The sequence below is a fragment of the Marinobacter sp. W-8 genome, from assembly GCF_044342215.1.
Lineage (GTDB): Bacteria > Pseudomonadota > Gammaproteobacteria > Pseudomonadales > Oleiphilaceae > Marinobacter > Marinobacter nauticus.
Map to the genome: position 1 here is coordinate 113,685 of NZ_CP172297.1, position 12,655 is coordinate 126,339.

A 12,655-nucleotide genomic window follows, 5' to 3' on the forward strand; every position below is an offset into this window, starting at 1 on the left:
GAGCTCGTTGGAACCGATTATGGCGCTTTGCACGGTTGAGCCCCATGACTTCGCTGACGGGTCAATGGGCCAGAGAGGCCAATTGCTTTATCACGCCTGGCGCAGAACAAACTCCTGCAACACCTTGGCGGACTGGCCCGGACGCTCCAGCATGGGCAGATGGCCGACACCCGGGAACACATGGACTTCAGCATTGGGTGTGGCGGTACGAAACCAGTCTACGCAACGGGTTGGTGTGATCACGTCGCGATCACCCCATTGCACTTGCAGTGGTGGAGTGTCCGGGCCAAGAAATCGGGCGGGGGCCAGGGCATCGGCCAGCATATCGTTGAAAATGTGCCGCAGCGACGTTTGCCGTTTGAGCAGGTCAGGCCCCAGCAGGCCGGTCATGGCCAGTCCGGGTACCGTGGGCTTGCCATCTCCGACGCTGTTGAACATGCGGTAAACGCCGGCCCAGTCGCCAGGAATAAGAATGGCATCGCGATCAGACTTGAAGGGCGCGTTGATATCCACATCCGGGTGTTCCGGAATGCCGGCGCTATTGAGCAGTGTGACCGAGCGGGGTGGCTGGTTCAGCTTATGGGCGAGGATCGCGGCAATGGCACCGCCCATGGAGCTGCCAGCCAGATGCAGGTTGTCGCCCGGGTATTCAGACAGCCAGTCCCTCAGACGCTCTGCCTGGCGTTCGTAGCGATAGCTGGCCGCCGGCTGATACTGGCTTTCGCCCAGCCCCGGCAGGTCCGGAATCAGCAGATGCCAGTCCGAAGGCAGCTTCTGCATCCAGAGCGCCCAGTTCTCCTTCATGGAGGCAAAGCCATGGATAAGCACCAGGGTCGGACGCCCGGGGCCGGGCCGGCCGCGTTCCAGAAAAACCATGCGATGACCGTCCACACCGGCTTCCCGGCGTCTGGCTCTGAGCAGCCAGCGTTGTCCGGTTCGGGCCATGGGCCAGAGATCGGGTACAGGGATCGATGCCACGGGCACACCTCATTACTGTGAATGCCTTGTCAGTTTAACGCGGCACGGGCCGTGCGCTATTGCCCGGCTGCCGGACTCCGGAGGCGGTGCAGCAAGTCAGCGGGTGGGGGTGAGGTTCAGATCGGTCAGCACGGGATTGTGGTCAGACGATCGCCACGGGCCCGACTGATCCGGGGTCTGATGGTAGCTCAGCGCCCGGGGCTCATCAGCGTTGATGTTCCAGGTTTGCGCCCGCTCAACCCAAGGCATCAGTGCAGGGCTGGCAAGCGCGTAATCAAGGGTACCTTTCTGGCCCTGGTACCGGTAGGTATAGTGCTCGCACTGCATTGGCAGGCAAGGGTGATACTGGTGTACCAGGCTGGTGAAACCGGCTTCCTGGAACTGTTCGACCGGCGCCTCGCGGGCATAGCTGTTGAGATCGCCAGTGATCAGTACGGGTGTGGTTTCGGGATCTCCGGCCAGTGCCTGGAGCCAGATCACGATAGCGTTGGCGCCGAGGGTCCGCTGCCGGTTGTAGCAGCCCTGCCCGTCGCCCTGATCCTGTTCTCGGGCCGCTGCATGCCGGCAGGATTTTGATTTCAGATGTGGTACTACCACCCAGAACGTCAGCTCGCTTCCCCGGGCACGGAATGCTTGGGCGAGTGGCGGGCGGGACGCGCCTGGAAGTTCGCCTGGTCCGGGCCTGTAAGCCGGGCCAGTGGGGCGGATCCGGGATTCCCGATAGAGCAAGGCAGTGCGGATGGCATCGTTGCCGTCCCGGCCCGGCGTCTGTACGACTGCCCAATCAGCGCCGAGCGTCCGGGCCAGGCCAGCCGCCGCACTGTCTGGGCCGTAGCCGTCATTTTCCAGTTCGGTCACGGCAAGGATGTCAGGGTGCGCGTCCTGGATGGTTCGGGCGAGTTTACGGTTCTGGGTCTGAAACTGCTCGAGCGATGATGCGCCCCGTGGCGTGGGAAAGCCCTTGCCCTGCCCGTCGCCATTGAAGTAGTTCTGCAGGTTCAGTGTCATGATCCGGATACTGTCCGTTGATTTGGTCGGCGCTTGTGGTCTGGGGTTACCGGCCTGGAAACGTGGTACAGCGCCCGGTTGAACCCGCCACTGGCCAAAGCGGTAATCCAGTACGCCCTCCAGTTCTGGCACGATATCGCCGGCCCGAACGGTATCGCGTTCTGAGAGCCAGGGCACCGGCGTCGGGTTTTGCTTGCCCAGGCCGTCGTCCAGGGTGACGCGTTGCGCCAGGTTTTGCTGTTCACGCCTGCGGGCGGCGGGGCCCGGTGAAAGCTGTTCCGTGGCCATCACCTGATCGTTGGCCGCCAATGCCAGCTCGCCGTATTGGGGCAGGTTGTAATTATCGATGACGGTCAGAGGCTCAGCGAAACGCACCCGCATGTTTTCGAGGCTTTCCGGTGGTTGCGACCAGGGTAGCGATACGTTGATCGGCGCTGGCAGGGTTGCCTGGCCGCAGACCGAAAGGCTGTGTACCGGAGCCAGTTCGGTCAGGCCGTGATACTCCTTGACGGTGCCGGTAACCCGCACCCGCTGGCCTACGGTGCCACCGGCTTTGCGGGTATAGACAAACAGTGCTTCGGAGGTGGCTGGATTGTCATCGGTCTGGTGATCGGCCTGCTGCAGATAGAAGCCGGAAAAGCCGCCAGGTTTTCGGGCATCCAGGGTAAGGATGCCTTCTACGGTAACGGTTTGGCCGATCAGTGGGGACTGGTTACCGGTGCCCTGTACCTGATGGATGGGCGTGGCGGAAGCTCCGCAGCGGTTATCGGCATGCGCCTGGAGTGGCGTCGCCGATAACACGAGCCCCAGGTAAAAAAGGGCAGTAAAGGTCTGGAGCGGTCTGGTCACGGGGCCAGTCTAGCAGAGACCGGCCACCGCCTTGAGTGCCCGTTCGCGTTTGCTGCCAAAACCGAGCTGGTCCGGGTTGGCCAGTTCTAGCTGCTGAACCAATGGGTCTGGGTGGCTGTTTTCGTAGGTGATGCCCAGTCGGGACAGCACATAGGGTGCCAGGGCTGCTCGGGTTTCGATGTGCAGCAGGCCATTGGTCATGCCGTAGTCGCGGGCGATGATCTTCTGCTGGGCTTCGGTCAGGCGCTGGTCCGGGGTGATCTCCAGTGTCACCTGCCGCTGCCAGTCGTCATCCTGCTGGGCGTTATGCCTGGCTTTCTGGCGCAGGGCTTCAATACGGCCGTGGAAGCGGCTCAGGGCAAAATCCCGGAATTCCCGGTTGGCGCTGCACCAGGCCCGAATGTGCCAGTTGTTGCCGGCACAGACCAGAGCGTGGGGTTCCAGCACACTTTCGGCGGCCTCCGGGCGACTCAGTGACACGTAGCTCGCCTTCAGCTGGCGATGATAACGGGTGGCGGTAACCACGGCCCGCATGACTTCCGGGTCTATATGGCGGGCTGCCTCGGGGATGACGGCGTTGCCGGGCAGGCCCAGCTCGAGATCGGAGAAGGTATCGCTCAGGTTCTGCTGGCGGGCCAGAAGATCCTGATACTCGGAGACGGCGCCCCGGGTAACCACCGGCTTGAAATTGGCAGACGGGACATAGCCTTTCAGGTGCCGGTCGTAGACCAGGTTGCCCGGAGCCAGTTCACGCAGATAGGTGTTGATGTCCTTGGAAGCCTGCTGTCGACCGATACCAAAGCTGTGACAGATATGGTTGGTGGTCAGTCGACCCTCCCACAGGGCGATAATCTCGATCAGGCGATAGCGAAGCAGTAAATCCCAACGAATGGGCCAGTCCGTTTTCTTCATAACCAGGCGCTCACGGTCCAGTAGATTGCATGGCAAATATGTTACCTGCTCCCGCCAATCGGGTCTGTTACGACCCATTAATGTAAAACATTGTCAAATGGCCTGCCAGTGCGGGTTCCGGGTCTCGGCAACTCCCTAGTGGCGCGGCCATGAAGAGGTTGGTTAAATGCTCGCCAGCAGACAATCTATAATGTTGCTATCTTTTCTTTTTGTTACCCACTGTAATTGCGGCAGGCAGAGTCCCGATGACCCGAATGGTTGCGTCTTTATCAGCGCTGATACTCAGTATTGTCCTTCTGGTCAGTGGCAACGCTTTTCTGATGACTCTGTTGGGCATTCGCCTGAGTATTGAAGAGATTTCGCCAGATGTGATCGGCTGGGTGCTGGTGTGTTACTCCATCGGGTTTGTGCTTGGCACCCTGTATGTGCACAAGATTATCGGCCGGGTTGGCCATATCCGGGCCTTTGCGGTGTTCGCAGCCATGGCGGCGGTCACTGCCTTGATGTATCCGATGGCCGTTTCCATGGTGTTCTGGGCAGTACTGCGGGTGCTGTCCGGCTTCAGCATTGCCGGGGTGCTGGTGGTCATTGAGAGCTGGTTTTCCAGTCGGGCCACCAACGCCAATCGCGGCGCGCTCTTCGCGGTCTATCAGATTGTCTTCTATCTTTCGGCCGCCGGCGGCCAGTTGATTGTCAATGTCGGTGACCCCGCCAACTTCCTGCCGTTTTCGCTGGCGGCCATGTTGTTGACCCTGGCCTTGATTCCGCTGTCGCTAACCCGGATGGAAGCCCCGGTTATCGAACAGGCCAGCCGTATGTCGGTGTTCAAACTGGCGCGAGAATCCTTTTCCGGCGTTGCCGGGGCCCTGATCTGTGGGGTGCTGATCGGTGGCTTTTATGCCCTTGGGCCGGTATACGCCACGCTGGTTGGCCTGGATGTGGCGCGCACCTCTACCTTCATGGCCAGCGCGATTGTGGCGGCCATGCTTCTGGCCTGGCCGCTGGGACGGCTGTGCGACCGCTTTGACCGGCGCAGGGTCATGTTCTGGGTGGCGATGGCCGCCGCGGCTTCCGCGGGCGGTGTCGCGGTGTTCGGTGCGAGCAATCTGGCGTTGTTGACCTTGTTGGTGGGGTTGTTTACCGGCCTTTCGGCCACCATCTATCCAATCGCAGTGGCGATCACCAACGACCGTATGGACAGCAACCGGATAGTCTCCGCCAGCGCGACCTTGCTGCTGAGCTATGGTATTGGCAGTGTCATCGGCCCAATTGCCATGGCCAAGCTGATCAGCCTGTTGGGTCCGGCCGGTCTGTTCTATGGCAATGCCGGTTTCCTGCTGGTATTGGGGGTGATTACCAGCTACCGCATCAGCCACACCGAGGATGTTCCGGTGGACGAGCAGGAGCATTTCGTTCCGGCCATGCCGGAAACCTCACCGGTGCTGACCGAGATGGATCCCCGGAACACCGAGTTTCACGAATCACCGGAAGTGGAAGAAATGCAGGAGGAGCTGCGTCAGGCCGGTTGACGCAGCTTTCGGTTTTCCCCAATTATATTTTTGTCTTCACATCTGTTTTTATCTCAATGGTTAGCTTACTATTGGTGAATTTCCAATAAGGTAAGTCTTTTGTCGGTTTTCGGGGTGGCGTTTGCTTGTCCCATGCCGGATCACCATCAGGAGTAATGAACCATGAGAGATCAGTTTCCGTTTGCCGTTGCCCGGGTAACCCGCCGCTGGCGCAAAATGCTCGATGAACGCCTTAAAGATCTGGGCGTTACCCAGGCTCGCTGGAGCACCATGGTGTATCTGCAGCAAGGTGGTGAAGGCCTGACCCAGCGCGAGCTGGCCAGCCTGATGGCCATTGAAAACCCGACTCTGGTACGTTTGCTGGATAGTCTGGAGCAACAGGGGCTGATTGAGCGCCGTCCATGCCCCAACGATCGTCGCGCCCGTCGCCTTCACCTGACCAAGGCCGGTGTCGAGTTCATGGATGAGTTGTCAGAGCGAGCGGCCACGCTCCGCGAGGAGATGCTTGACGGCATTTCCGACAAAGACATTGAGGCATCGCTCAAGGTTTTCCACAAGATCATGGAAAACGCCGAGAAGCAGAAGTGAGCCTTGGCTGATCAATCCGTAGAGGGCCTGCGGGCCCGATATGGTGACCGCTGGCGCTGGCTGGCGGTGCTTACCGTGGTGCTCGGCACCATGGCCACGGTGCTCAGTGCCACGGTGGTCAACGTTGCCCTGCACGATATCATGGTGGAGTTCGGTATCCGCCAGGGCCAGGTTCACTGGCTGGCGACCGGTTTCATTGCCGCCATGACCACCACCATGCTGGCTTCGGCGTGGCTGCTGGACCGCTTCGGTGTCCGCAAGACCCTCAGTGCCGCCATGGCCATGTTCACGCTGATTTCCCTTGCCGGTGGCTTCGCGCCCACGCCGGAATTGTTGATTGCCGCCCGGATTGGGCAAGGGGCCATGGCCGGGTTGATGCAGCCCATGGGCATGTATCTGGTGTTCCGGATTTTTCCGGCTGACCAGCGCGGCCGCGCCATGGGCATCTATGGTATGGGTGTGATTCTTGCGCCGGCTCTGGGTCCGGTCCTCGGTGGTTTTCTGGTGGATCAGTTCCACTGGCGCTGGGTGATGTTTGCGCCGGCGCCGGTCACCCTGCTGGGTGTGTGGATGGCCTTGCGCTTTCTGCCATCACCACGGTCCCGTCCTGCTCCCTATGCGTTCGATCTGCCCGGTATGGTTCTGCTGGGGGCCGCAGTTGCTGTTACCCTGGAGACGCTTAACCGTCTGCAGGACTGGCCCGGCGACTCTGTGCGTATTGCCTGGCAGGGCGCGTTGGCTGCGATTCTGATTACTGGATTTATCGTACGTGAACGTCGTGCCGCCCACCCGCTTATCCGGTTGGCTTTGCTGCGAGAGCCGGTGTTTCTGTACGCAACCCTGGGCGCCATGGCACTGGGTCTGGCGCTTTTCGGCTCTACCTATCTGATCCCGTTATTTGTCCAGACTTCCCTCGGCTTCTCAGCCACGGAAGCGGGCGTGCTGATGTTACCGGCAGGTATTGTGCTGGGGATGGTGTTCCCCGTGGCTGGCAGGCTTGCCGACAAACGCAGTGCCCGGGGGCTGGTGCTGTTTGGTATTGCCATGTTTGCCTGCTCGGCCGTGTTGTTCGCCGCCACCGGGGCGCTGGTCGGGTTTGTCTGGCTGGCACTGTGGGCAGTTGTCGGGCGAATTGGCATTGGCTTTATGCTGCCGGCGCTGTCGACGGGAGCTCTGAACCCGCTGGCGCCGGAACAGCTGGGTGCAGGTTCCAGTACGATCAATTTCGCCCGTCAGCTGGGTGGTGCGCTCGGGGTGAATATCGTTGCCCTCACCATCGAGTTCGGCGAACACGAAGGCGGGCTGCCAACCGTTTCGGCCTTTGCCTCGGCCTGGTGGCTGGTTGCGGTATGCGTGGCGCTGGCGGCGGTGCCGATCTGGAAAATGCGGGCCTGAGGCCGGGAGTTGCCTTGTTTGCCGCTATTCATTACTATGGCCGCACCTTCGGGGGAGTAGCCTCTGCACCGGTGATCCGGGCAGATGGTGGTCAACATACTTGCAGCTCAATCTGCATGGCCACTGTGTTCCTGAACAGGAATTGGCAAGACCTGAGGCAGATCACCTCCAATGGGCGGAAGGTGGGCTGTCTCATGTCTGAATTGTCTCCGCCCTGAGGTTCTGCTGAATGGATGCTTTTCTCGCTTCGACGCTTGCCGTTGCCATCGCTGAAATTGGCGATAAAACCCAGCTGTTGTCTCTCTTTCTGGTTGCCAGATACGCCAAGCGTACCCCTATCATCCTCGGGATTCTGATTGCTACCGTACTCAACCATGCCCTGTCTGCCTGGCTGGGCGCCTGGGTTGCGCAATGGATTCCGGAAGCCTGGCTGCCCTGGATCCTGGCGGTCAGCTTTGTCGCCATTGCCCTGTGGCTGTTGATTCCAGACAAGGATGATTCGGAGGACTCGAAATTCCTGGGTATGGGTGCCTTTATGGCCACCACCATCATGTTCTTCCTGGCGGAAATTGGCGACAAAACCCAGATTGCTACGGTGGTTCTGGCCGCACGGTATACCGAGACATTCTGGGTTATCATGGGTACAACAGTGGGTATGCTGTTGGCCAATGTGCCGGTTATCATGGCGGGTCGCTGGCTGATGGAACGCCTGCCGCTGGCCATGGCGCGAATCAGTGCAAGTATTCTGTTTGTGGCCCTGGCCGTGGTGACGGTGTGGGCCACGGTAATGAACTCCTGAGCCGGACGCCGGTCACTGAGAGTGAGAAATGTTGTTACGGGAACCCAATCTTATGCGGTGGAAAAGCTGGTTGCTTGTTGTTTTTGGTGTCAGTCTGCTGTGGCCGTTTTCCTCAGTACAGGCCGCCCGGGACACAAACGGGCCGGAGGCATCAGAACAGGCGCCGGACCGCTCCCCGCGGGTTCCTACCTTTCAGCCCGACGGTGACCTGGCCGGAGAACTGCAGGTGTTCAATACCGTCTATGAGGACACCTTTGCCGGCATTGGTAACAAGTTGGCCCTGGGGTACCTGGAGTTGGTGAAGGCCAATCCCGGTATTGATCCCTGGCTGCCGGGCGAAGGCACCATGATCACCCTGCCCCGCATGTATGTGTTGCCCGATGTTGAGCGCGAGGGCATCGTGATTAATCTGGCTGAATACCGGCTGTATTACTTCACACCGGATGGCGGGGTGCAGGTGTACCCGGTTGGTGTGGGCACTGAGGAAAACCCGTCGCCGCTGACCAATGCCAAAGTAACCATGCCACTGGAGTCCCCGGCCTGGTACCCGCCAGCGAGCATTCGTGCCGAATATGAGGCGTCGGGAGACTATCTGCCGAAAATGATCCCGCCAGGCCCGGGCAATCCCCTGGGTACCCATGCCCTCATGCTGAGCGAGAAAGGCTACCTCATTCACGGCACCAACAAACAGTTCGGTGTCGGTATGCCGGTCAGTCACGGCTGTTTCCGCATGTACAACGAAGATATTTCACGGTTTGTCTATCAGGTGGAGAAAGGCACGCCGGTACAGGTGATTCGTGAGCCGGTCAAGATCGGCATGTCCGGTGGTGAGGTGTGGCTGGAAGTGCATCGGCCCCATGAGGACTATTCGGCCCGCGACCGGGAGCGCCTGTGGGCTCAGGTGTTTGAAAAAGTAGAGAGCTTCCGCCAGCAGCATCCGGATGTGGATCTTCGCCGCCGTTCCATTGAGCTGGCGGTGGATCAGGCCGATGGTCTGCCCACCATGGTCGGCGAGAAGCTGACCCGGATGGCATCCGAGGACTCGGTTGAACCCGCAGAATCCGAGAAACAGGGCAAGCCGGAACAGACCCTGTATTTCTAGTCCCCTTGGTAAAGGAACACCGCAATGAGCAGGAGTATTCTGATCACCGGCGCCAGTTCTGGCCTTGGCGAGGGCGTGGCCCGAGAGTTTGCCGCCCGCGGAGATAACCTGGCGCTCTGCGCCCGAAGAACTGAGCGGCTCGAGGTGCTGAAAGCGGAGCTTGAACAGCAGTACCCGGGTATCCGGATTCATGTGATGGCACTCGACGTGAATGATCATGCTCAGGTGCAGGATGTGTTCCGGGCTTTTCAGGCTCATTTTGGAGCACTGGACCGGATTATCGTGAATGCCGGTATCGGTAAGGGCCAGCCACTCGGAACCGGGCGCTTTGACGCTAACCGGCAGACGGCAGAAACCAACTTTGTCGCCGCCCTCGCCCAGATTGAAGCGGCGATGGAAATTTTCAGAGAACAGAACCGGGGCCACCTGGTGGCCGTATCATCGGTAACGGCAGTGCGCGGTATGCCGGGCAACGTTACCACCTATGCCGCCACCAAGGCCGGGTTGGCAGCACTCTGTGAAGGACTGCGCATCGAGTTGAAAAAACGCCGGTCCCCGATCCGTGTGACTACCCTGTATCCGGGCTATATTCGTACTGAAATCAATGAGAAGTTAAAAAACACACCGTTCATCGTCGACGCACAAACCGGCTGTCGTGCTATGGTGAAAGCCATAGAAGCCGGAAAAGCCGAGCATTTTGTGCCTGCCTGGCCCTGGGCCCCGATCGGTTTTGTGCTCAGGCGGTTACCGGAGTCGGTTCTGGCGAAGCTGTTCTGATCACTCCCGTGGGAGGTTGAGATGCGTGCAAGCCAATTCAGGACACCGACACTCACCCCCAGAGTAAAGCTCTGGGCGCTGGTGTTTGTAGCCGGAGCCTTGCTGGCCCTGTTCAGTCTTTCCCTGAAAGTCTTTGCGCAACAGGAATCGCCCCGTCAGGCCCTGGTGCTTTCGGTTGAAGGAGCGATTGGCCCGGCCACCATGGATTATGTGACCAGCGGTATTCGCCGGGCGGAGCGGGAAAGCGCCGGCCTGGTGGTGATTGAAATGGACACCCCGGGCGGTTTGATGGATTCCATGCGGGAAATCATCAAGACCATCCTTGCTTCCGATGTGCCGGTGGCGACCTACGTTTCACCCCAGGGTGCCCGGGCGGCCAGTGCTGGTACCTATATCCTCTACGGCAGCCACATTGCCGCCATGGCTCCGGCCACCAACCTTGGCTCAGCCACACCCGTGCAAATGGGTGGCCTGCCCGGCTCCACAGAACCTGAGTCCCCTTCTGAATCCGCCCCTGAAGAATCTTCGGAGGACACCGACCAGAGCGAATCGGCCGACAAACGTCGTGGCGACACTGCTATGGAGCGCAAGGTACTGGAAGATGCCGTGAGCTACATCCGCGGCCTGGCCGAGCGCCATGGCCGTAATGCCGACTGGGCGGAAGAGGCGGTTCGGGAGGCGGTCAATCTCGGGGCTACCGAAGCCCTGGAGCGTAACGTGGTGGACGTGGTGGTGCCAAACCTCCGGGCGTTGTTAAGCGAGATTGATGGTCGCACTGTGCGCTTGGCCGCCGGTGATCGGGTGCTGGAAACCGCGCAACTGGAATTGGTGCGGGCCGAGCCGGACTGGCGCACCAAATTGCTGTTGGTGATTACTGACCCGAATGTGGCCTATTTCCTGATGATCATCGGCTTTTACGGCATTCTTTTCGAACTGGCCAACCCTGGCGCGGTGGTGCCGGGTGTCATTGGCGCCATCAGCCTGATTCTGGCCCTGTTCGCCTTCCAGGTCTTGTCGGTGAACTACGCGGGCCTGGCGCTGATCCTGTTGGGGCTGGCCTTCATTGTCGGCGAGGCGTTCGTGCCCAGTTTCGGCATCCTCGGCATCGGTGGCATTGTGGCGTTTGTCACCGGCTCGGTCATCCTGATGGACGGCAGGCATCAGGAGATTTCGCTGCCGACGATTGGTGGCACGGCGGTGGTGGCTGGGGGCTTTATTCTCTGGACGGTTACCCGGTTCATCGGCCTTCGGCGGCGCCACCCGGTCTCGGGTAGTGAGCAGCTGGTCCACGAACACGGTGTGGCACTGGATGATTTTGTCCCCACGTATGATGCCTACGCGGGCCATGTGCGGGTCAGCGGCGAACGCTGGAACGCCCGGAGTCAGGAGGCCATTGCCGCCAGATCGCAAGTGCGGGTAAATGGTATGGACGGCCTGACCCTGCTGGTGGAGCCCGGCACCGACGAACCGGCAGAGCGCACAGATTAAACATCAACGGCAAATCAAGGAGGCCGTATGAATCTCGGTGACATTATTCCCTATATTGCACCGACGGTGGTGCTGCTGCTGATCCTGGGGTCAGCAATCAAGATCCTGCCGGAATACGAGCGTGGCGTGGTCTTCTTTCTGGGTCGGTTCCAGGGCGTGAAAGGCCCGGGCCTGATCATCGTCATTCCTGGTATCCAGCAGATAGTGCGAGTTGACCTTCGGGTGATCACCCTGGATGTCCCCAGCCAGGACGTGATCTCCAAAGACAACGTTACCGTGCGGGTAAATGCGGTGCTGTACTTCCGGGTGGTGGATCCGGAAAAAGCCATCATCCGGGTTGAAGATTACGGTGCCGCTACCAGCCAGCTGGCCCAGACGACACTGCGGTCTGTACTGGGCAAGCACGATCTGGACGAGATGCTGTCGGAGCGGGACAAACTGAACGCCGACATTCAGGAGATCATCGATGCCCAGACCGAAGATTGGGGTATCAAGGTGGCGAATGTGGAAATCAAGCATGTGGATCTGAACGAATCCATGATCCGCGCCATCGCCCGTCAGGCGGAAGCCGAGCGGGAGCGCCGGGCCAAGGTCATTCACGCTGAAGGCGAGCTTCAGGCGTCGAAGAAACTGGTGGAAGCGGCTGAGGTGATGTCTGTGAACTCCGGTGCCATGCAATTGCGTTATCTGCAAACGCTGGCGGACATGAGCAACAACAACTCCTCGACCATTGTGTTCCCGTTGCCGATGGATCTGGTCAAGACCTTCATTCAGAACCAGGGGCCGGACAAGGCTGGGCAGGAAGAGCCGAAACCCTAATACCAAAGGGTTCTGCAGACATAAAAAAAGGCCGGATTAACCGGCCTTTTTTGCTAGCTGACAGCCTTACTTCTGGCTGGCACGCTCGAGCATACGCTTGGCGCGCTCGTTTGCTTCGTCAGCAGCTTTCTGGGCAGCACGGGCTGCAGCCAGAGCTTCTTCAGCAGTCTGCTGGGCAGTGCGTGCACTGCTGGCGGCGCTGTTAGCAGTGTTCAGGGCGTTGTTGGCAGTCTGCTCAGCGGAGCTGGCAGTTGCATTTGCTTCGTCGATAGCAGCTTGTTCAGTGGTGGCACAACCTGCAGTCAGAGCAGTAGCCAGTGCAAACCCGGCGATCGTCAGTTTACGCATTGTAAATCCCCTTATTGGTCGTTTTATTTCCTGTGATCCGGAAGCCGGTCAGACAGCTCCCTT

The 12,655-nt window shown here is 59.8% G+C and carries 12 protein-coding genes; 8 read left to right on the plus strand and 4 right to left on the minus strand.

The window, feature by feature from the left end:
• Positions 1-90 precede the first annotated feature (90 nt).
• The 3 genes from ACF8YQ_RS00475 to ACF8YQ_RS00485 all read right to left on the minus strand — a co-directional run bounded on the left by ACF8YQ_RS00475 (position 91) and on the right by ACF8YQ_RS00485 (position 3,747).
• Positions 91-945, minus strand: coding sequence for an alpha/beta fold hydrolase (locus ACF8YQ_RS00475; protein ID WP_396623333.1), 855 nt, complete (start codon positions 943-945; stop codon positions 91-93).
• Positions 946-1,074: 129 nt separating this feature from the next.
• Positions 1,075-2,835, minus strand: coding sequence for an ExeM/NucH family extracellular endonuclease (locus tag ACF8YQ_RS00480; protein ID WP_396622276.1), 1,761 nt, complete (start codon positions 2,833-2,835; stop codon positions 1,075-1,077).
• A 9-nt stretch (positions 2,836-2,844) separates the two neighbouring features.
• Positions 2,845-3,747 carry a helix-turn-helix transcriptional regulator gene (locus ACF8YQ_RS00485; RefSeq protein ID WP_396623334.1) on the minus strand — a complete coding sequence of 301 codons (903 nt, stop codon included), beginning with the start codon at positions 3,745-3,747 and terminating at the stop codon, positions 2,845-2,847.
• 245 nt (positions 3,748-3,992) lie between these two features.
• On the opposite strand from ACF8YQ_RS00485, the gene ACF8YQ_RS00490 reads away from it, so the two are divergent.
• The 8 genes from ACF8YQ_RS00490 (at position 3,993) to ACF8YQ_RS00525 (ending at position 12,244) form a co-directional block, all read left to right on the plus strand.
• Positions 3,993-5,276, plus strand: coding sequence for an MFS transporter (locus ACF8YQ_RS00490; protein WP_226596866.1), 1,284 nt, complete (start codon positions 3,993-3,995; stop codon positions 5,274-5,276).
• Between the two features lie 162 nt (positions 5,277-5,438).
• Complete coding sequence (locus ACF8YQ_RS00495; RefSeq protein WP_011783693.1) at positions 5,439-5,864, plus strand: MarR family transcriptional regulator; 426 nt, start codon at positions 5,439-5,441, stop codon at positions 5,862-5,864.
• A 3-nt stretch (positions 5,865-5,867) separates the two neighbouring features.
• On the plus strand, positions 5,868-7,259 hold the full coding sequence (locus ACF8YQ_RS00500; protein WP_396622277.1) for a DHA2 family efflux MFS transporter permease subunit: 1,392 nt from the start codon (positions 5,868-5,870) through the stop codon (positions 7,257-7,259).
• Between the two features lie 229 nt (positions 7,260-7,488).
• Positions 7,489-8,058, plus strand: coding sequence for a TMEM165/GDT1 family protein (locus ACF8YQ_RS00505; protein WP_396622278.1), 570 nt, complete (start codon positions 7,489-7,491; stop codon positions 8,056-8,058).
• Positions 8,059-8,110: 52 nt separating this feature from the next.
• Positions 8,111-9,160 (plus strand): L,D-transpeptidase family protein, encoded by a 1,050-nt coding sequence (locus ACF8YQ_RS00510; protein ID WP_011783696.1) that lies wholly within the window; start codon positions 8,111-8,113, stop codon positions 9,158-9,160.
• 24 nt (positions 9,161-9,184) lie between these two features.
• Positions 9,185-9,937: an SDR family oxidoreductase gene (locus tag ACF8YQ_RS00515; protein ID WP_396622279.1), complete on the plus strand. Its 753-nt coding sequence runs from the start codon at positions 9,185-9,187 to the stop codon at positions 9,935-9,937.
• Positions 9,938-9,958: 21 nt separating this feature from the next.
• On the plus strand, positions 9,959-11,425 hold the full coding sequence (locus tag ACF8YQ_RS00520) for a nodulation protein NfeD (protein WP_396622280.1): 1,467 nt from the start codon (positions 9,959-9,961) through the stop codon (positions 11,423-11,425).
• A 27-nt stretch (positions 11,426-11,452) separates the two neighbouring features.
• Positions 11,453-12,244 carry a slipin family protein gene (locus tag ACF8YQ_RS00525; protein WP_224850660.1) on the plus strand — a complete coding sequence of 264 codons (792 nt, stop codon included), beginning with the start codon at positions 11,453-11,455 and terminating at the stop codon, positions 12,242-12,244.
• A gap of 66 nt (positions 12,245-12,310) precedes the next feature.
• Here the strand turns inward: ACF8YQ_RS00525 and ACF8YQ_RS00530 are convergent, their stop codons facing one another.
• Positions 12,311-12,592: an Lpp/OprI family alanine-zipper lipoprotein gene (locus ACF8YQ_RS00530; protein WP_011783700.1), complete on the minus strand. Its 282-nt coding sequence runs from the start codon at positions 12,590-12,592 to the stop codon at positions 12,311-12,313.
• Positions 12,593-12,655 lie beyond the last annotated feature (63 nt).